This window comes from Chryseobacterium oleae, from assembly GCF_900115055.1.
In the GTDB taxonomy this organism is placed as follows: Bacteria; Bacteroidota; Bacteroidia; order Flavobacteriales; family Weeksellaceae; genus Chryseobacterium; species Chryseobacterium oleae.
On sequence record NZ_FOVD01000009.1, the window covers coordinates 123,819 to 144,083 of the forward strand.

Genomic DNA, 20,265 nt, shown 5'->3' on the forward strand with positions numbered 1-20,265 from the left:
TATCGGCTTTCAATTTATTAACTGTCCATCAAATACTGATATTATACAATGGAGATACAAAAATTTAGTTATGATAATAATATCGTGCGTGCTTTCCTGTATGCCACCGTCGTGTTTGGTATTGCAGGATTTATATTGGGGCTCACCACCGCCCTGATGCTTTTCTATCCTGAACTGCCGGAGTTTCTGTTCGGTACGGATGATATGACGATTCAAAGTTTAAGGGAAGGGAATATTCAGGGGCTTGTGAATTCGCAGGGGATATTGGGTTTTGGAAGAATCAGGATGATGCATACCAATACGGTAATCTTTGCTTTTGTATGTAATTCTTTTTTCTGTGCCACCTATTACAGTCTTCCAAGGCTGCTAAAAGCTCCCATGTACAATGCTACCCTTTCGTGGATTCATTTCTGGTCGTGGCAGATCATGATTGTGGCCAGCTGGATCACGTTTGCTATGGGCTTCAATACTTCAAAAGAATATGCAGAACATGAATGGCCGCTGGATATCCTGCTCACCTTTTCCTGGATTGTTTTCGGAATCAATATGTTCGGAACGATTGCGAAAAGAAGGGTAAGGCATTTGTACGTTGCTATTTGGTTTTATATCGCTACATGGATTGGGGTAGCTTTATTGTACATCGTCAATAATCTTGAAGTTCCGCTTGATTTCTGGAAATCTTATTCCTTATATTCAGGGGTTAAAGATGCTTTGATCCAATGGTGGTATGGGCATAATGCCGTTGCCTTTATCCTGACCACTCCTATTTTGGGAATGATGTATTATTTCCTTCCGAAAGCGGCAAACAGGCCTGTATTTTCGTATAAGCTGTCTATTATTCACTTCTGGTCACTTATTTTCGTGTATCTCTGGGCGGGACCTCACCATTTGCATTATACCGCTATTCCTGGATGGACACAGGCTTTAGCCACAGGGTTCTCCATTATGCTGATTGCACCGTCGTGGGGAGGAATGCTTAACGGATTGCTTACTTTAAGAGGTGCCTGGGAAAAAGTACGGGATAATCCGGTCCTGAAATTCTTTGTCGTTGCCGTCACCTGTTATGGGATGGCTACTTTCGAAGGGCCACTTTTAGCAACTAAAACGTTAAATAAAATCGGGCATTACACCGACTGGGTCATTGGTCACGTACATTTAGGGGCTCTCGGATGGAATGGCTTTATGGCGTTTGGTATCGTGTACTATCTTGTCCCGATCATGTGGAGAACCAATTTATGGTCTGTAAAGCTGGCCAACTGGCATTTCTGGCTGGGAACACTGGGGGTTCTGTTTTATGTTGTCCCAATGTATATTTCAGGTTTCACCCAGGGATTGATGTGGAAACAGTTTAATCCTGATGGTACTCTGATGTATAAAAACTGGCTGGATACGGTAACCGCTGTCATCCCTTATTACAAGATGAGGTTCCTTGGAGGGACATTCTATCTTACAGGCGGATTGCTGATGGTTGTTAATATTTTTAAAACCATAAGACAAGGCTCGTTCCAGAGAGAAGTTGCTGCGGAAGCTCCTGCATTGGCAAGAATACACGGGAGAAAAGCCGGAGAAGGTATTCACTTATGGATCGAAAGAAAACCGGTTATCCTTTCAATAGGTGCGTTTTTTACTTTATCGATCGGAGGTGCTGCGGAAATCATTCCTACAATGACCATTAAGAAAAATGTTCCTACCATTTCGGCGGTTAAACCGTATTCTCCCTTAGAACTCGAAGGCCGTGATCTGTATATCCGTGAAGGCTGTAATGCCTGTCATTCCCAGATGATCAGACCTTTCCGGGACGAAATTGTGAGATTTGAAGGTAAGAACGGACAGTATTCGAAAGCCGGAGAATTTGTCTATGACCATCCTTTTCTTTGGGGCTCCAAAAGAACAGGACCTGATCTGCACAGAGAAGGAGCCAGAAACCCGGATTCATGGCACCTGAAGCATATGTATAATCCAAGATCAACCTCTCCGGGATCTATCATGCCACGCTTTCCATGGTTGATTACGAATAAACTGGACCGTTCTCAGATGCTGAGCAAAATGGAACTGATGAAAAAATCATTTGATGTTCCTTACAACAAAGCTCAGATTGACTCCGCCAATGCTTGGGCAGATGGTCAGGCATCAGGAATTGTAAAGAGAATCTATGCGGAAGCTACGGATATCAAAGAGCAGATAGAAAAAGAAAAAGTAGCAAAAGGAAATCAATTTGTTCCTCTGGAAAAACGTGAAATTGTCGCGATGATTGCTTATCTGCAGAGATTAGGGACTGATATTAAGACGACGGATGTGAAGACTGCAGGAAACTAAGAGCAATAGAACACTTTCATAAAAATATACATCATATTTAAATTATTCATACATTAGTGATTAATTACAAACTAAAATATTATGAAAAATTTAAAGAAAATCTCAAGAGACAATTTAAAAACAATCAAGGGAGGTCTCTCTTATTGTAATGAACAACGGTATTGCAATATAAAATTTTGCTGTGCTGACGGAGTCTGCAGACACATAGATTCCGCTTACTGCCAATAAGCAGAAAACAATCTAATGCATGGTTTTAAATCCGATCATTATCGTGATATACAAAGCTTCTGAACAATCAGAGGCTTTTTTTGTTGAAAAACCCGTAAAGTCATATATTTGGCCCTTTAACGAAAACCATGAAAAAAATTCTCTTATTTCTAGGATTATCCTGTTTATCTACGTTTTCCGCTCAGGAAAATTTGCTAGACCCGAACTACGGGCAAAACACCGGCACTTCTATTTTTGCATTTTACACCAATGGACAGGCCAGCGGTGGTCTTCAAATCCATGACACGACTCAACTCCCGGACGGAAAGATTCTCGCAGTGGGAGTTAGCTTTTATGCACGTTTTACGGCAAATGGACTTTTAGATCCCACTTTCAATAATGGACTGGGGTACAAACTGATCTCTCCTTCCCATAACTATAATATGATAGAACCTGCCGGAGACGGTAATTATATTATTCTGGATGCCAGTACAGGCGGACAGATCTTAAAGATAGATGAAAACGGAAATTCTGTAAACGGCTTTACCACTTATAACGCATCCGGGGACTACGTAGATATGCATATTGATCCTAATGGGAAAATTTATGTTATAAGGAGGGTCAGTAATAATCATTTCTTAGTTCGACTGCTTCCCAATGGTCTTGTGGATACCACGTTTGCGAATAACGGTGAGATCGCTTTAGGTTCAACTTACCAGTACAGACAAGTTAAAGTAAACGCCAACAACGAAATCTTTATCGGAGGAAAATACCAGATCGCACAAAACAACCGTTATATGCTGGTTTCAAAATTTGATGCCGCCGGAAATCTGGATACCGCCTTTGGAACAAACGGGCATTTCACACGCCCTGCAGGAGAGTATGTCGGTGATTATACCCGCCTCGAGCTTCTGGAAGACGGAAAAATACAGGGCTTCACTTCAGGAAGTTTCTGCTTTGGAAATAACTGCTTTGGGCTGATCGCCTACCGTCTTCTTCCCAACGGGACTTTAGATCCTTCCTATAAAAACGGAGGGGCATTTGTATTGCCGATACAGTCAAATTCTGATCCTGTAGAAGTAAGACGCATGCCGGATAACTCGTTTATGATCGGAGGAACCGGTAATCACACCATGTATGCCCTAAGGATGAAGGCTAATGGAGAACTGGACACATCTTTCGGGGTGGACGGTAAGATCATTACCCCTATTATTGGCACGGGGAGCTCTTATGTCATTAACAAGGGTTTTGAATTATATGGAAATTCTATTGTACTGGTCGGCATCTATTCTATTTGGTACGGAGCCCAAACGAAATATGTGGGGACTGCACGGAAATATTTCTTCTCTTCAAACAATTTGGCAACCACAGATCCGGAAAAAAGCAGCAACAAGGTGAAAATTTATCCCAACCCAGTCGGAAACAATCTGCAATTCACATCCAATGATCCTGTCAACGGATTTGAAATCTATGATATGAACGGGAAAAGAATCATGTATTCTGCCACTCCTTTAAAAAATAATTTCATCAATGTGAATGCCCTGACTTCCGGAAATTATATTCTTAAGCTGGAAACTTCGAAAGAGATAATTACGGCTAAATTTATTAAGGAATAAGGCATCATTTCAGGTACAAGACTTTATGATTGACAGATGTGAATGGTGAATTTTGAGACAGATATGAGATTTTAGAGTATAACATTAACATTTATTATATCATTCACGGTATTGAGAAATAACAATTTTATGTAACTTTACCATCACTAAATTTTTAAACACATGAAAAACAAAACATTAAAATTAGCTCTGGCTTCTTTACTATTAATGAGCGCAGTTTCTTTTGCGAAAGAAATCAATCAAAACAAAAACAACACCACTACCCATAATGATGGACCAAAAGGAAAAGGACCAATTGGTACCACTACTCCACCGGACGACACCATCGATCCTACAAAACCAGACAGACCGAGATAGTATACAACACATACGATCTTTCCTAGCAGCCCGGCATTTGCCCGAAGCTATGTAGATATAAATCAATCCAGGAATCAGTTCCTGGATTTTTTTGTTTTCAGAAAGATGCAGACTTATTCATTGGGATCAAAGTCTTCCGCCCACTCTACAATATCTGTATTATGAGTAGAAAAAATAATGACAGCACTATCCCCTGCTTTATACTCTTTTTGAGATAAATCTGCAGAATATTTTTCACCATCCAGATAGAAATCGAAAAACGCATAGGGAGATCCCTTTCCTTTGTACTCTACAGCTTTTATTTTCACTTTCTGAGTCACCCCGTAATTCATCAGTTGGTATTTTTCGTGATTATTGGCGGAAATGGCTAATCCAAAAACGGTGGCTCCACAAAAAATAAAAAATAGGGAGAGATAACAGATATTTACCATTCGAACTTTCTTCGGACCTATGGCGTTTTTTAGAATCTGATATTTATGCTTGTCTGAAAGGGTTGAAAAACTAATATCCGCTTGGGTCGGAATCATCATTTTGGTCAGAGCAATACTTAAAAAAAGCGAGCCAATAGGAATGAGAAAAAAGGCTACTAGTCCTAAAAATCTTGCCCCGCTACCCGTCCACCAAACATTAAACCCGATAAATGCTCCTAGTAAAATAGTGAAGAGGCTGAGGAAGATATTTTTTATGTTTTCTTTTGACATAGCTTATATTGAGCGGGCAAAGATAAAATAGTTGAGTGGATAATATCTCTAGTAGGTAAGGGAAAACAAAGGTTTTATAATAAAAAATGTAATCTGTATCCATATCTGATGTATCACCCCATGAAAACATTTTCACAAGTGGTATCTTTGGAAAAAATTATTGCATGAAAAATTTTCTTATTTTCTTAATTCTTTTATTCGCTCAGAAAGTATTCGCACAATCTGAATGGATGTCAATAACCACATCAGTTTCAGGAAGAGAATATCAAATTAGAAATCTCGAAAAAAAAGATAATCAATTCTATGATGTATGGGTAAAGAAGATTGATCCACCCATTAAAATCAAAGGAAAAAATGGAAAATACACTTACAAAAGTAAATACTCTATAAACAATTGGATTGTTTCGTGTGACACCAAGGAATATCAGAACATAACATTTGTAGAATATAATAGTAATGGCAAAATTTTATCTGAAGGCGGTTCTACTGAGGATACATATAAATTTATACCCGATTCAGTAGCTTATGGGGTTTACGAATATATTTGCTCTGAAAACAATTAACTACTCTATACTTAAAATAGCAATAGTGGTTCTTTGATTCCAGTTAGCAACAAAACATTTTTTCAATATTGCTAAATAAAAAAACCGTAAAACTTTATTAAATAAAGAATTACGGTTTTACATTGTGGTCCCACCTGGGCTCGAACCAGGGACCACCTGATTATGAGTCAGGTGCTCTAACCAACTGAGCTATAGGACCTCAAAACTTGGTTAAATTTTGTGATTGCAAAAATAGCAAAATTTCTTTCACTACAAAACTTTTTATTGCTTTTCTTGACAAAGTTCTACCAGCACTCCATTGGTGGATTTTGGGTGCAGGAAGACAACTAATTTGTTATCAGCACCTTCTTTCGGTTCTTCGGAGATAAACTGAAATCCTTCTTTTTTTAATCTTTCAACCTCTTCCAGGATATTTTCTACACCAAAGGCCAGATGATGGATGCCCTCGCCCTTTTTATCGATAAATTTGGAGATCGGACTTTCATGATTACTGGCTTCCAGCAGCTCAATTTTGCTTTCTCCCGTTCCGTAAAAAGAAGTAACCACTCCTTCTCTTTCCACACTTTCTTTTTTGTAGGATTCTTTTCCTAATAATTTGGCGAAAAGCTCATCAGAGACTCCTAAAGATTTTACCGCAATACCGATATGTTCTAGCTTCATAAAATACTAATAAATATAATTAAATCGTAAATTTGATACCGGAGCTGAATTTCAAAGGTATCAATTCAAACAAAAGTACTAAATTTGCATAACTTATGGAAAGTAACAGACAAAGAAAAGTAGCACAGATTATCCAGGAAGACTTCGCAGAGCTTTTCCGCAAACAGGCTTCAGAAAGCAAGCAAAGTATATTGGTATCCGTTTCAGACGTAAAAGTATCGGCAGATCTGGGTATTGCTAAAATTTATTTAAGCATTTTCCCGCAGGAATTCCGTTCCGCGGTGATGAAGGAAATTGAGGAAAACAAAGCTCAATACAGAAATTTTATCGGCCAGAAAATGGCAAAACAGGTACGTATCATTCCACAACTTAATTTTTATTTAGATACGGCTCTTGATGACGTTGAAAAATTGGAAAGAGAGTTAAGAGGCGAAGGCGACAACCCTGTTTTATAAGATCTTGAAGAATATTGCATTTTACATAGCATCCAGATACCTTTTGGCAAAAAAAGGCAGTACCGCCGTGACGTTCATTACGTGGCTTTCGGTAGGTGCCATGACGGTTGCTGTGACTGCAATGTTCGTGATCATTTCAGTATTCTCAGGACTTGAAACCCTGAACAAAGACCTGATCTCCAATCTCCACGCAGACCTTACCCTGAAAAGTGCTTCAGGCAAAACGGTGAAAGATCTGGATAAGGTCACTTCTGTTTTAAACAACAACAAAGCCATCAGCAGTTTTTCCCGTGTCATTGAGGAAAAAGTTTATGTCAATTATAAAGGTAAAGGGGATATCGCTTATTTAAGAGGAGTAGATTCCGCTTATACAAGGGTCAACCCTATCGATAAAGATGTATTCTACGGAACGTATCCAAGTTTCAAATACTCTAATGAAGTATTGATGGAAACCAATCTGCACAACAGATTATCCATTCCCATTGATTCCACCAGCAATTATGCCACGATATTCATGCCTAAGCCTGGAACCGGTATCATTAATAAAGAAGAGGACATCTATAATAAGAGAGATTTTCTTGTTACGGGCGTTTTTCCGGGGAAAGATCAGCTGGACAGTTATATCATTGCCCCTATTGAACTGACTGAGGAACTGCTTAGCTTACCAAAGAAATCAGCATACCAGATCGTTATTAAATTAAAGAATCCGGAAAATGCCGATGCAGTAAAGCAAAGTCTTCTTAATTCACTGGGTAAAAACATAGAGATAAAAACCAAGGAAGAAGAAAACGCGGCTTTCTGGAAGATGATCAATACAGAAAAAATGTTCATCTATCTGATTTTTGCGCTGGTGATCTTCATTACAACCTTTAATCTGGCCGGAGCCATTATTATTCTCCAGCTTGACAAAAAAGAACAGTCAAGATCTCTTATTTCATTAGGTTTCCCGATAAGCCATTTAAGAATGACCTATTTCTATACCGGACTTCTCATTGTGATCTCAGGTGTGATTTCAGGATTAATCATGGGAACTCTACTTTGCTATTTCCAGCTTTATACGGAATTCTTCAGAGCTAATGAATTACTTCCTTTCCCTGTAAAAATTGTTGGGAAAAATTATCTTATCGTAGCCCTCACGGCTTCTCTTTTCGGAATCATTATTTCATGGTTCTTTTCTAAAATCAGCAAAGACTATATTACTAAAAGTTAATACAGTAGATTTGAAATAAAATATACTTCATTTTCAATTTTTTGTACCTTTACGGCCCAATTTTTTTTAAATGAAACGAATTTTATCCTTTTTTCTGCTGAGCTTCGCAATTATTTTTGCATCAGCACAAGCACCTGCCACCTATTATGACGGAACTGCAGGCTTGACCGGTGTAGCTTTAAAAAATAAGCTAAACCAAATTATTACGAACGGTCATCAGGCTAAAAGCTATGCTGGATTATGGACTGCTTACCAGACTACCGATCGCGACTACTTTTATGAAAATGACGGAAGTGTTTTAGATATCTATTCTGAAAACCCAACCGGCACAGATCCATACAATTTTACCATCGGCACTAACCAGTGCGGGCAGTATTCCGTTGAAGGCAACTGTTATAACAGAGAACATATTGTTCCGCAAAGTCTTTTTGATGAAGCTTCACCAATGGTAGCTGACGTCAACTTCATCAGAGCAACAGATGGAAAAGTAAATGGTATGAGATCTAATTATCCTTTTGGGAAAGTAGGTACAAACCCATCATTCACCTCTCAAAACGGATCAAAATTAGGCACATCTGCATCTGCAGGTTATTCCGGAATTGTATTTGAACCTATTGATGCATTCAAAGGGGATGTGGCAAGAATGATTTTTTATTTTGTAACAAGATATCAGTCTCAGCTTGCAGGTTTTACTTCGGCAAACGGAACAGGAGGTATGCTTGGAACAACAGCATTTCCGGGACTGCAAACCTGGGAACTTGAGCAGTTAAGAGCCTGGCATGCAGCGGATCCGGTATCACCTGCAGAAATCTCAAGAAATAATGCCACTTACGAATATCAGAGCAATAAGAATCCTTTCATTGATCATCCTGAATTTGTTGAACTGATCTGGGGATCACAGGTTCCGGATTCTCAAGCTCCTACAGCCGCCACCAACCTTACTACTCAAAATCCTACTGCCAGTACGATATCTCTAAGCTGGACAGCTGCTACGGATAATATTGGTGTTGCAGGTTATGATGTATATGCTAACGGAATATTAAAAACAACGGCTTCAGGAACTACAGTAACAGTTCAGGGACTGACACCTTCTACGACTTACACTTTCTATGTAATTGCCAGAGATGCAGCAGGAAATTCTTCACCTCAGAGCAATTCTGCAGATGGAACAACCCTGGCAGGACAGCCTGGAGGAAATACAAGTTGTGGAACAGAAAACTTTGAAACCATTACAGGTGCTCCGAACACGTATGCTACAACAATATGGACCAATAATAATATTACCTGGACCGCAACAGATGCAAGAACCGACCAAACCATTTCAGGAAAGGCAATTACCATCAGAAACGGAAGTCTTACAAGCAGCACTATTTCAGGAGGTATTGGAAGCATATCTTTAAAAGCTCAGCTGAAATTTGGCGGAGATGCTGGTAATCTTAACGTTCAGATCAATGGCGTAACAGCAGGAACGATAGCTTACACAGGAACAGCTCCAACAGTTCCAATTACAATTAATAATATTAACGTAAGCGGTAATATTGTCATTAAAATTGTAAACCCGATAACAACAAACAGAGTGGCAATTGATGACCTTACCTGGACATGTTTCGGTGCCCTTGGGACTTCAGATGTGAAAAAAGATCAATCCGAATTCTCAGTTTATCCTAACCCGGTAAAAAACAATGAATTATTTGTAAAAGGTGAAAACTTAAGCAAAATTTCAAAAGCTCAGATCTATGATCTTTCCGGAAAACTTATTGAAGTGATTGAAAACCCTTTCAAAAACTCTAATAAAATAAACCTTAAAGGCCTTACCAAAGGAAATTACATCCTGAAAACAGACAGTTTCTCTACAAAATTCATTGTAGAATAAACTTGAAAAATATTTGATAACAAAGACCGATTTATTCGGTCTTTTTTTTATTTTTGATGTATGGAATCCAATAAAAAACTAGGACTGATAGGAAGAAATATTTCCTATTCCTTTTCCAAAAAATTCTTTGAAGACAAGTTTCAGAAGCTGATGCTGAAAGACTTTACCTACGATATTTTTGACCTGAATGAAATTGATGAAGTAGAGAATCTCCTTACCGATCCGGAACTTTTAGGATTCAATGTCACCATCCCATACAAGGAAAAGATTGTTGATTATCTCGACGGGCTAAGCGATGAGGCTGAAAAAATTGGTGCTGTGAACTGTGTTTTGATCAGAGAAGGTAAAAAAACTGGTTACAATACGGATGCTTTCGGTTTCGAAAAAACACTTCTGCTCCATAAGAAAACCTATCAGGACAAAGCTTTGATCCTTGGAAACGGAGGCGCTGCAAAAGCTGTAAAATATGTAATGGATAAACATGGAATTCCATCCATCACGGTGTCAAGAAATTCTGAGATCAATTTTGAAAACCTCGACAGCCAGACGGTTTCCGACCATAAGATCATCATCCAATGTACACCTGTCGGAACATTCCCGAATGTGGAAGACTGCCTGGAATTTCCTTTTGACGGGATCACATCCGAACACCTGATCATCGACCTGATCTACAACCCGAACTATACTCAATTCATCATTAAAGCATCCGAAAAAGGAGCCAAAACTGTGAACGGATATTACATGCTTGAACAGCAAGCAGAAAAAGCTTGGGAAATTTGGAATTTTCAAAAAAAATAACCTAAATTAGTACCTTAATTGGCTTTACAGCTATATATCAAAAGGATATTAACGCCACTCACATAAAAGATTTGCTATGACTACAGAAAACAATCTTTCTGAAAACGAAGAAAATAAAATTCCTAACGAAGTATCTCAGGAGGAAACGTCGGAAACGCCCGTACCTCATGGTGAAACTGCTCATGATGATGAGGCTGAACACCTTGAAGAGGATCACACTGATGATATTTCTCTGGCTGATGCTTTGAAAGAAATGGAAAAAATCATCAACACGGCCAATGCTGGTGAGAATTTCAAAAGATTCAATCAGTTAAAAGAAAAAGCAAGTCATTACATCCATGATGAAGTGGAAGACAAAAAGCATGAATATGCAGAAGGCGGAAATGCACCTGAAAATTTCAGCTACGAGCATCCTTTACAGTCTAAGCTGTCTGCCCTGATCAATATTTTCAGAGAAAAGCATGACACTTACCAGAAATCTCAGGATGAAGAGCAAAAGAAAAACCTTGATCACCGTCAGAACATCATAGAAAGACTTAAAAATCTGTACACGAATTCTGAGGCGGGAACCAACCTTTTCAAATCCATCCGTGAGATCAAAGAAGAATGGTCAAAAGCCGGACAGGTAGCAAAATCTGAATTTAAGATCCTTAACAATAATTATTTCCACCACCTGAATCAGTTTTATCAGATGCTGGATCTGAATAAAGAATTCTTAGAGCAGGAATTCAGCCACAACCTTGAGAAAAGACAGCACATCATTGCCCGCGCCAAAGAACTGGAAAGCGAGCCTGTGATTCAAAAGGCATTGAACGAACTTCAGTACCTTCATAAACTTTGGAAAGAAGAAGCTGAACCGGTAGCCGAAGAATTCCGTGAAAAAACATGGGAAGAGTTCAAAGAAATTTCCAACAAGATTCACGAAAGAAAATCTGAGCTTTCTGCCGCTATTGAAGGAGAGCAGAATGACAATCTGGAAAAGAAAAACCAGATCATTGCAGAAATCAAAAAATTATCTGAGCCTGCTGAAACACCTAACCACGGTTATTGGCAGAACTCCATCAAAAGAGTAGAAGATCTTCGTACCGAATTCCTAAAGACAGGAAGTGTTCCAAGAAAATTGTCCAATCAGAACTGGAATGATTTTAAAACAACACTTAGAGGTTTCAACACGACAAAGAACAATTACTATAAATCTCTCAAAGGTTCTCAGCAAGCCAATCTGGAAGACAAATTAAAACTGATCCAGACTGCTCAGGACAATATGAACAACGAAGAATGGGACATTGCCGTTCCGTTATTCAAAAAGCTTCAGGAAGACTGGAAAAAGATCGGGCACGTTCCAAAGAGCATGACCAATAAGATCTGGGATGAATTCCGTGATGCCTGTAATACGTTCTTCAACAATTACAGAGAGAAAAACAATGCGTCTAACGATAACTGGAAAGAGAATTACAAACAGAAAAAAGAAATTCTTGAAGATCTGAAAACAGTTTCCAATGACGAAGGCAGCATTGAAAAAATTGAAGCCATAAAAACGGCCTGGAACAATATCGGGAAAGTACCGAGAGACAAAATCGCGATCAATACCGAATTCAACAGAACGTTGAGAGAAAAGCTGAAACTGAATAAAATCAATGAGCTTGAACTGAAGGAAGAAGGATTAACAGAAAATCAGCTTACGGATAAAGCAAGAAAGATCAAGAGCCAGATCTCTGACCTTGAAGGCGAAATTGTAAAACTGGAAAACAACCTGGCATTCTTCAAAAACCCGTCAAAAGAAAATCCACTTCTAAGAGATACCTTCAATACCATCGACGAGAAGAAAGTACATCTTGAAACTTTAAGACAAAATCTTCACAATATTATTGCAGGAGAATAATCTATTAAACAATATCAATAAGGCGGAGCAAAGAAATTTGTCTTCGCTTTTTCTTTTCACCCTATGAACAACGACGAATTATATATCAAAAGATGCATCGAGCTCGCCCAAAAAGCACTGGGCAAAACCTACCCCAACCCTCTTGTTGGCAGCGTAATCGTCCATGACGGAAAGATCATCGGAGAAGGATATCACCATAAAGCCGGTGAAAATCACGCTGAGATCAATGCCATCAATTCTGTAGAAGATAAAAGCCTGATTCCGGAATCTACCATCTATGTTTCCCTTGAACCTTGTGCACATTATGGGAAAACACCTCCATGTGCCCTAAAAATTAAAGAACTTGGATTCAAAAAAGTAGTTATCGGTGCTATGGATTCTCATGATAAAGTAAACGGAAAAGGAAAGAAAATCATTCAGGATGCAGGAATAGAAGCCGTTTCCGGAGTACTGGAAAAAGAATGTATTGAATTAAATAAGAGATTTTTCACCTATCACGAAAAGAAGAGACCCTACATCATTCTGAAATGGGCAGAATCAGGAGACGGATTTTTAGATAAAGACTTTAAACCGACTGCCATTTCAAATTCTTTGGTCAATCAGTTTGTACACCAGTTGAGAGCTGACGAACATGCGATTTTGGTCGGAACACAGACCGCTTTAAATGACAATCCCAGTTTGACGGTAAGAAATGCTGAAGGCGTAAATCCTGTAAGAATTCTTATAGATTTTGACTTAAAAGTTCCACAAGACTTTAAAATATATAATGCTGAAGCACAAACACTGGTCATCAATTCTATACAAGAAGGAACGGAAAATAATATCAAATTTATTAAAGTAGGAAAAGAGAATTTCCTGCCGGATCTGATGACTGTACTTTATAAGGAACAGATACAATCTGTCATTATAGAAGGCGGAAGCTATACTCTACTACAGTTTATTCATGCAGGACTTTGGGATGAAGCCATCGTCATCAAAAACGAAGAATTAAAACTGGAACATGGAACAAAAGCTCCTACGCTGGATGTAAAACCTCATGATATCAAAGCTTTCAGAGACAATACCGTTTCATTTTATGTACCTGATTTTCAAGATTAATGCCATATGAATTAAAATGATTTTAAACCACATCCATCGGCACTCATTATCAACATCATTATAAATTCAATTTAACATAATAAAATTCTCTAAAAATCATATTTTCAGTTGAAATTAATTAAGTAACTTAATGGTGAATTAAATAATATCAATCAAATTATTATTACATGAAAAATTTAAAGAAAATTTCAAGAGAAAACCTAAAACAGGTAAAAGGAGGATTAGTTAAACTGGAGAATTGCGTTGTGCTTTATGGTTGTCCTGCTAACACGAAAACATGTTATTGGAAAAGTGCCGGCGGAGGCGGAGATGTCGTATGTTCTTAATTCTAAAATCATTCTAAAAAATCAACATGAAAAATCTAAAGAAAATTTCAAGAATCAACCTAAAAAGTATTAGCGGTGGTGCAATTGTATTTGTAAATTGTACGTTACCTACCGGAGAAGCCACCAGATGCAGAGATAAATGTCCTGTGGATTTTTGCGGACCAACAAACTATATGTGCTTACTTCCATTAGATTATTGTGGATCATAGAACAAAGAAATTACTATAAAAATCATAAAAATATAAGGAGCTGTCAAATAATTTGGCGGCTTCTTTCATGATCATTGTGTAACTTATCCTACATTTTATACTTTTGCATGTATAAAGCCGGCTGCAATGACGTTCGAATACAAAACGATAGAAAAACCCATAGAAAATACTTTATTGAAAGAAAAAGGAAGCAAGTTCATCGGATTTGCATTTCCTGTTAACAATGAAAAAGAACTAAAAAACGCGCTGGAAAAAGTAAGGGAAGAACACCCAAAAGCTACTCATCATTGTTATGCTTTCAGAATGGGTCTGGAAGGCGAAAACTACCGGGCAAACGATGATGGAGAACCGTCAGGAAGTGCGGGACTTCCTATTTACAACCAGCTTTTAGCCCATGAAATCACGAATGTTCTCGTTATTTCCGTGCGTTATTATGGTGGAACAAAACTCGGCGTTTCAGGGTTGGTAAAAGCCTATAAAGAATGTGCAAAGATAACCCTTGAGGAAGCGAATATCATCACGAGGGAACTTGAAGCAGAAATCGAAATCCAGTTCAACTTCAATCAGCAGAACACCATATTTACCCTGCTTTCAAAATTCGATGCGAAAGTTTTGAATTTTGATGCAAATGAAAACTGCATATTGACGGCCTCTTTAAAATTGGCCCAAAAAGAAAGCATCTCAGATAAATTATCCGAGATGCAGTATGTTTCATTTGAATTTAAAGATTAATTTCTTCTTCCGCCAAGCAGTAAAGACCCCCAGTATAGGAGCTGTGCCAGTGATCCGATGGCAGCCACCACATAGGTTCTTGCCGCCCATTTCAGACTGTCCTGTACCCCTACAAATTCTTCCTGAGTCACCGTGCCTGTATCTTTAAGCCATTTCATCGCTCTGTTACTCGCATCGTATTCAACGGGAAGCGTTACAAAAGCGAAAAGTGTCGTCATAGCAAACATCGCTACTCCAATCGCCAAAACAGCAGTATTTCCATTCGGATCTTCAATAGATCTTGTGGCAACCATAATTCCAATACCTGCAAGCAGAACAAACTGCATCAGATTAGACGTTATATTGACAACAGGAACCAGCTTTGAACGCAGATTCAGCATTGAATATCCTACAGCATGCTGTACCGCATGACCGCATTCGTGAGCCGCTACCGCAGCCGCAGCCGCATTTCTCTGCATATAGACTCCTTCAGAAAGATTAACTGTTTTATCTGCCGGATTGTAGTGGTCCGTCAGCTGACCGGGAACTGAAATTACCTGTACATCATTGATCCCGTTATCTCTAAGCATCTTTTCTGCCACTTCTTTCCCCGATAAACCATTTCTGAGATGTACATTGGAGTAATATTCAAATTTCGATTTCAATCTTGATGAAACCCACCAGCTCACCAGCATTGAAATACCGATAATGATATAATAACCCGTCATTTTATATAGATTTTTGTGTTTAAATTTTAACCATAATGATGTAAAAACTGTGCCAAAGTATTACATTTTATTATTTATATTTGTCCTCTAATTACCCTCTAATTATGTCAGAAGTTTCAGTTATTGAAGTAAAAAATCAAAGCGAATTAAAACAATTCGTAAGGTTTCCGATGGATCTTTATAAAAACAACCCGTATTATGTTCCTTCTTTTATCAAAGACGAATTTAAAATCTGGGACGCCAAAGAAAATCCGGCTTTACATTATTCAAAATCCAAACAGTATCTGGCGTTAAAAGACAATAAAGTAGTTGGAAGAATCGCTGTGATCATCAATCATAAGGAGGAAAAAGAACTCGGCATTAAAAAGGTACGTTTCGGATGGATCGATTTTATTGACGATAAAAAAGTTTCTAAAGCACTGATTCAAAAAGCGATAGATTACGCTAAAGAACATCATATAGATAAGATAGAAGGACCAATGGGTTTCACGAATCTTGATAAGGCAGGAATGCTGACCATGGGATTTGAAAAACTGGCTACCATGATCGGAATCTATAATCACGCCTACTATCCTAAACATTTGGAAGATCTTGGACTGACCAAAGAAAAAGAATGGGTAGAATATGAAATGAATTTCCCGAAAGTTCTCCCTGAAAAAGTAGAAAAATTCAGTGGTCTGATCGCACAGAAATACAAACTTAAGGTTCTTGATTTCAAATCAAAGCAGGAAATTTTACCGTTTGTAGAACCGATGTTTAAGCTTCTGGATGAAACCTATAAACATCTTTCTACTTACACACCTATTTCAGACGAGCAGATTCAAACGTACAGAGAAAAATATTTCCCGTTTATAGACAAAAACTACGTCATCTGCGTCGTAGATGAAAATAATGAACTGGTTTCATTTGCCATCACCATGCCTTCTTATTCAAAGGCTTTACAGAAATCTAAAGGAAAACTGTTTCCTTTCGGATGGTGGCACTTTTTACAGGCCGGAAAGAAAAACGACCGCGCCAATTTCTATCTGATCGGAATTCACCCTGAATACCAGAGACGTGGCGTTACAGCCATTATATTCAAAGAGATTTTCGTTCGTTTTACCAGTATGGGAATTGATTTTGCCGAAACCAACCCGGAACTGGAAGAAAACAAAAGCGTTCAGGTTCTGTGGCAGGATTACAATCCCGTGAACCATAAGAGAAGAAGAACCTACTCATTAATGATAAGTAATGAGTAATGAATAATCGTTGATGAGTTATTAGTGACTTATTTCAAATCTAAAGCTAATAACTCATATTTTTCGCTTCGTAACACGAACCCCTTACCTCGCAACCCGTAACACGTATCCCTACCCCATGAAACCACATCTCATTGTTTTCGCCGTTCTGATCGCAGCATTTATTGCCTACAACTTCTTTTTCCGGATCGAGGATGATAGATTGAATACGATAGTTAACATAATCTTAGCCAGTATTCTTTTCGGATACATATCATTTATGGCCTATTCTCTGCTCAGAAAAATGAAGAAATAAGCACTATTTTTATTGATTCTAAATTACCGGTTTTCCCTATTTTCAACCCACTTTTAGGCTTATTAATTTCATGCTTTCTTGTTTATTCGCTAAATTTGCAAATTGAGATAATAATGCAAAAATGAATTTACCTGAAAGTTATATTCCAATCCTTCTTCAAGCAGGTGTAGCAGTGGCATTTGTAGCCGTTTCTTTGCTTGGAGCCCATTTTCTGGGACCGAAACAGAAGAAAGGAAATTCTGTGAAAAACCAAAGCTGGGAATGTGGAGTTCCTGTAGAAGGAAATGCGAGAACACCGTTTTCCATTAAATACTTCCTGACTGCGGTATTGTTCGTACTATTCGATATTGAAATCGTATTTTTTTACCCGTATGCGGTTAACTTCAGAGAATTCGGAGTAGAAGGATTCCTGGCCGTACTTACCTTCGTCGCGATCTTCTTCATGGCGTTTTTCTATGTTTGGAAACGCGGTGCATTAGATTGGGATAAATAAATTTTAACATTAAAAGATTTAATGTATTTAACGAATTTAAAGATGGATAAGTTTTTAAATTTTTAAATGTCTGAATCTTTAAATATTTAATAAAAATGTCAGATAAAAAACCAGTAATAAGAACAGATGCACCTGCTCCCGAAGGATTTGAAGGAGAAGGGTTTTTCGCAACGAAACTGAGCAGTGTGATCGGGATGGCCAGGAAGTTTTCTCTTTGGCCTTTACCATTTGCAACCTCTTGTTGTGGTATCGAGTTTATGGCTACCCTGAACCCTACGTATGATGCTTCAAGATTTGGTATGGAAAGAAACTCTTTCTCTCCAAGACAGGCAGATATGCTGATGGTTTGCGGAACGATATCTAAAAAATTAGGACCAGTCCTAAAAGAAGTTTACACTCAGATGGCTGAGCCGAAATGGGTGGTGGCTGTTGGTGCATGTGCATCCAGCGGTGGTATTTTTGACACGTACTCTGTATTACAGGGAATCGATAAAATTATTCCGGTAGACGTATACGTTCCGGGATGTCCTCCAAGACCGGAGCAGATCATTGAAGGTGTAATGCAGGTTCAGGCTCTTTCCGAAAGCGAAAGCATCAGAAGAAGAGATATGCCTGAATACCAGAAATTACTAGATTCTTACAACATAAGCAACTAAGGGAAATGACAAACGAATTTGTACTAGAAGCTATTACTAGAGAATTTCCGGATTCTGTGATTTCGAGTTCAGAGCCTTATGGAATGCTGACGATTGAAGTGAAGAAGGAAGATATCAAAAAGATCATTCATTATTTAAGAGACTCATCACTGGAATTTAATTTCCTTACTGATATCTGCGGTATTCATTACCCTGAGTTTCCTGAAAAGGAGATCGGTGTTATCTATCACCTGCACAATATGATGGCTAATTTCAGATTACGTCTGAAGATCTTTATGTCCAGAGAAAATGTAGAAGTAGATTCTCTTGTAGAATTATTTGCCGGAGCGAACTGGATGGAAAGAGAAACTTTTGATTTCTACGGAATTAAATTCAAAGGACATCCTGATCTTAGAGCAATCCTTAACATGGAAGACCTTGGATACCATCCGATGTTGAAGGAATACCGTCTGGAAGATGGAACAAGAACAGATAAGGACGATAATATGTTCGGAAGATAAAATATAATGCAATAAGCAGTAAGCAATAAGCAGTAAGCTTAAAGCCTAAAGCCTAGAGCCTAAAGCATTTAAATTATGAAAGATAACTCATTATCTAATATACTTAACCAGTACGAAAGTAAGGAGCAGATTGACGGGCAGCTGTATACCCTCAATTTAGGACCTACCCACCCTGCTACCCACGGGATCTTCCAGAATATCTTAACGATGGACGGAGAAAGAATCCTTCACGCAGAGCAAACGGTAGGATACATCCACAGAGCATTTGAGAAAATTTCCGAAAGAAGAAACTATTCTCAGATCACTACCCTTACAGACCGTATGAATTACTGTTCAGCGCCTATCAATAACCTGGGTTGGCACATGACAGTAGAGAAGCTGATCGGCATAGAAGTTCCAAAGCGTGTAGATTATATGCGTGTTATTTTAATGGAACTAGCCAGAATCGGTGATCACCTGATCTGTAACGGGGTAACCGGAATGGATGCAGGAGCGATTACAGGTCTTACTTATATGTTCATCGAAAGAGAACGTATTTACGATATGTATGAGCAGATCTGCGGAGCGAGAATGACGACGAATATGGGAAGAATCGGAGGATTTGAAAGAGATTTCACCCCGAAATTCCATGAGCTATTACAGGATTTCTTAAAAACTTTCCCGGCGAGATTCAAAGAATTCGGAACTTTACTGGAAAGAAACAGAATCTTTATGGACAGAACCATTGGTGCAGGAGCAATTTCTGCAGAAAGAGCATTAAGCTATGGTTTTACAGGTCCGAACCTACGTGCAGCTGGAGTAGATTATGACGTAAGAGTTGCACAGCCTTATTCTTCTTACGAGGATTTCGACTTTATCATTCCTGTAGGAACTGCAGGTGATACGTACGACCGTTTCATGGTTCGTCAGCAGGAAATATGGGAATCACTGAAAATCATCAAACAAGCATACGAAAATCTTCCTGAAGGACCATTCCACGCGGATGTTCCTGATTTCTATCTTCCTGAAAAGGCAGATGTTTACAAGAAAATGGAAGCTTTAATCTACCATTTCAAAATCGTTATGGGAGAAACAGACGTACCTAAAGGAGAAGTTTATCATGCTGTAGAAGGTGGAAACGGAGAATTAGGATTCTATCTCGTGAGTGACGGAGGAAGAAGCCCTTACAGACTTCACTTCAGAAGACCATGTTTCATCTACTATCAGGCTTATCCTGAAATGATCACTGGTTCTGTAATTTCAGACGCGATCGTTACCATGTGTAGTATGAATATTATTGCGGGAGAATTAGACGCATAAAAAGAAGACGTCAGACATCAGATTTCAGATGTTAGACTCTTTGCTTTGTATATAAATTTAAAATCTGATGTCTG

General features: G+C 38.5%; 23 protein-coding genes and 1 tRNA gene. 20 read left to right on the forward strand and 4 right to left on the reverse strand.

Annotated elements, in window-relative coordinates:
* Positions 1–48: 48 nt before the first annotated feature.
* From ccoN to BM143_RS21470, 4 genes are all read left to right on the forward strand, one after another.
* Positions 49–2,316: a cytochrome-c oxidase, cbb3-type subunit I gene (ccoN, locus tag BM143_RS21460; protein WP_090027186.1), complete on the forward strand. Its 2,268-nt coding sequence runs from the start codon at positions 49–51 to the stop codon at positions 2,314–2,316.
* A gap of 81 nt (positions 2,317–2,397) precedes the next feature.
* On the forward strand, positions 2,398–2,544 hold the full coding sequence (locus BM143_RS24365; RefSeq protein ID WP_449384780.1) for a bacteriocin-like protein: 147 nt from the start codon (positions 2,398–2,400) through the stop codon (positions 2,542–2,544).
* Between the two features lie 128 nt (positions 2,545–2,672).
* Positions 2,673–4,139 carry a T9SS type A sorting domain-containing protein gene (locus BM143_RS21465; protein ID WP_090027188.1) on the forward strand — a complete coding sequence of 489 codons (1,467 nt, stop codon included), beginning with the start codon at positions 2,673–2,675 and terminating at the stop codon, positions 4,137–4,139.
* Between the two features lie 162 nt (positions 4,140–4,301).
* Entirely contained in the window at positions 4,302–4,496 is a 195-nt protein-coding gene (locus BM143_RS21470) for a hypothetical protein (protein WP_090027190.1), read from the forward strand.
* Positions 4,497–4,609: 113 nt separating this feature from the next.
* On the opposite strand, the gene BM143_RS21475 is transcribed toward BM143_RS21470, so the two are convergent.
* A complete protein-coding gene (locus BM143_RS21475; protein WP_090027191.1) occupies positions 4,610–5,197 on the reverse strand; it encodes a hypothetical protein in 588 nt (195 codons plus the stop codon).
* 164 nt (positions 5,198–5,361) lie between these two features.
* Between BM143_RS21475 and BM143_RS21480 the strand changes: the two genes are divergently transcribed.
* Positions 5,362–5,760, forward strand: coding sequence for a hypothetical protein (locus BM143_RS21480; protein WP_090027193.1), 399 nt, complete (start codon positions 5,362–5,364; stop codon positions 5,758–5,760).
* Positions 5,761–5,885: 125 nt separating this feature from the next.
* Here the strand turns inward: BM143_RS21480 and BM143_RS21485 are convergent.
* Both BM143_RS21485 and mce read right to left on the reverse strand, forming a co-directional pair.
* Positions 5,886–5,959: transfer RNA gene (locus tag BM143_RS21485), tRNA-Ile, on the reverse strand.
* A 62-nt stretch (positions 5,960–6,021) separates the two neighbouring features.
* The gene (gene mce, locus BM143_RS21490) at positions 6,022–6,420 is read right to left on the reverse strand and encodes a methylmalonyl-CoA epimerase (protein ID WP_090027195.1); all 399 of its coding nucleotides are present in this window, start codon (positions 6,418–6,420) and stop codon (positions 6,022–6,024) included.
* A gap of 95 nt (positions 6,421–6,515) precedes the next feature.
* On the opposite strand from mce, the gene rbfA reads away from it, so the two are divergent.
* From rbfA to BM143_RS21525, 9 genes are all read left to right on the forward strand, one after another.
* The gene (gene rbfA, locus BM143_RS21495; RefSeq protein WP_034730673.1) at positions 6,516–6,875 is read left to right on the forward strand and encodes a 30S ribosome-binding factor RbfA; all 360 of its coding nucleotides are present in this window, start codon (positions 6,516–6,518) and stop codon (positions 6,873–6,875) included.
* 4 nt (positions 6,876–6,879) lie between these two features.
* Positions 6,880–8,085, forward strand: a complete 1,206-nt coding sequence (locus BM143_RS21500; RefSeq protein WP_090027197.1) for an ABC transporter permease — start codon at positions 6,880–6,882, stop codon at positions 8,083–8,085.
* Positions 8,086–8,155: 70 nt separating this feature from the next.
* Positions 8,156–9,958: an endonuclease gene (locus BM143_RS21505; RefSeq protein WP_090027199.1), complete on the forward strand. Its 1,803-nt coding sequence runs from the start codon at positions 8,156–8,158 to the stop codon at positions 9,956–9,958.
* A gap of 60 nt (positions 9,959–10,018) precedes the next feature.
* A complete protein-coding gene (locus BM143_RS21510; RefSeq protein ID WP_090027203.1) occupies positions 10,019–10,756 on the forward strand; it encodes a shikimate dehydrogenase family protein in 738 nt (245 codons plus the stop codon).
* 76 nt (positions 10,757–10,832) lie between these two features.
* Positions 10,833–12,638, forward strand: a complete 1,806-nt coding sequence (locus tag BM143_RS21515; protein WP_090027205.1) for a DUF349 domain-containing protein — start codon at positions 10,833–10,835, stop codon at positions 12,636–12,638.
* 63 nt (positions 12,639–12,701) lie between these two features.
* Complete coding sequence (ribD, locus tag BM143_RS21520) at positions 12,702–13,736, forward strand: bifunctional diaminohydroxyphosphoribosylaminopyrimidine deaminase/5-amino-6-(5-phosphoribosylamino)uracil reductase RibD (RefSeq protein WP_090027207.1); 1,035 nt, start codon at positions 12,702–12,704, stop codon at positions 13,734–13,736.
* Between the two features lie 167 nt (positions 13,737–13,903).
* A complete protein-coding gene (locus tag BM143_RS24075; protein ID WP_167375331.1) occupies positions 13,904–14,062 on the forward strand; it encodes a bacteriocin-like protein in 159 nt (52 codons plus the stop codon).
* Positions 14,063–14,088: 26 nt separating this feature from the next.
* Complete coding sequence (locus tag BM143_RS24370; RefSeq protein ID WP_449384781.1) at positions 14,089–14,271, forward strand: bacteriocin-like protein; 183 nt, start codon at positions 14,089–14,091, stop codon at positions 14,269–14,271.
* A 126-nt stretch (positions 14,272–14,397) separates the two neighbouring features.
* Positions 14,398–15,003: an IMPACT family protein gene (locus BM143_RS21525; RefSeq protein ID WP_090027209.1), complete on the forward strand. Its 606-nt coding sequence runs from the start codon at positions 14,398–14,400 to the stop codon at positions 15,001–15,003.
* Here BM143_RS21525 and BM143_RS21530 read toward each other — a convergent pair.
* Positions 15,000–15,710, reverse strand: coding sequence for a zinc metallopeptidase (locus BM143_RS21530; protein WP_090027211.1), 711 nt, complete (start codon positions 15,708–15,710; stop codon positions 15,000–15,002). The genes BM143_RS21525 and BM143_RS21530 overlap by 4 nt on opposite strands.
* 104 nt (positions 15,711–15,814) lie before the next feature.
* Between BM143_RS21530 and BM143_RS21535 the strand changes: the two genes are divergently transcribed.
* The 6 genes from BM143_RS21535 (at position 15,815) to nuoD (ending at position 20,191) form a co-directional block, all read left to right on the forward strand.
* Positions 15,815–16,948 (forward strand): GNAT family protein, encoded by a 1,134-nt coding sequence (locus BM143_RS21535; protein WP_090027213.1) that lies wholly within the window; start codon positions 15,815–15,817, stop codon positions 16,946–16,948.
* A 118-nt stretch (positions 16,949–17,066) separates the two neighbouring features.
* The gene (locus tag BM143_RS24080) at positions 17,067–17,243 is read left to right on the forward strand and encodes a hypothetical protein (protein WP_165571917.1); all 177 of its coding nucleotides are present in this window, start codon (positions 17,067–17,069) and stop codon (positions 17,241–17,243) included.
* Between the two features lie 121 nt (positions 17,244–17,364).
* Positions 17,365–17,736: an NADH-quinone oxidoreductase subunit A gene (locus BM143_RS21540; RefSeq protein ID WP_034730696.1), complete on the forward strand. Its 372-nt coding sequence runs from the start codon at positions 17,365–17,367 to the stop codon at positions 17,734–17,736.
* 95 nt (positions 17,737–17,831) lie between these two features.
* Positions 17,832–18,392, forward strand: a complete 561-nt coding sequence (locus BM143_RS21545) for an NADH-quinone oxidoreductase subunit B (RefSeq protein ID WP_034730699.1) — start codon at positions 17,832–17,834, stop codon at positions 18,390–18,392.
* A gap of 5 nt (positions 18,393–18,397) precedes the next feature.
* Positions 18,398–18,892, forward strand: coding sequence for an NADH-quinone oxidoreductase subunit C (locus BM143_RS21550; RefSeq protein WP_034730701.1), 495 nt, complete (start codon positions 18,398–18,400; stop codon positions 18,890–18,892).
* Positions 18,893–18,967: 75 nt separating this feature from the next.
* On the forward strand, positions 18,968–20,191 hold the full coding sequence (gene nuoD, locus BM143_RS21555; RefSeq protein WP_090027215.1) for an NADH dehydrogenase (quinone) subunit D: 1,224 nt from the start codon (positions 18,968–18,970) through the stop codon (positions 20,189–20,191).
* The last annotated feature ends 74 nt before the right edge of the window (positions 20,192–20,265 follow it).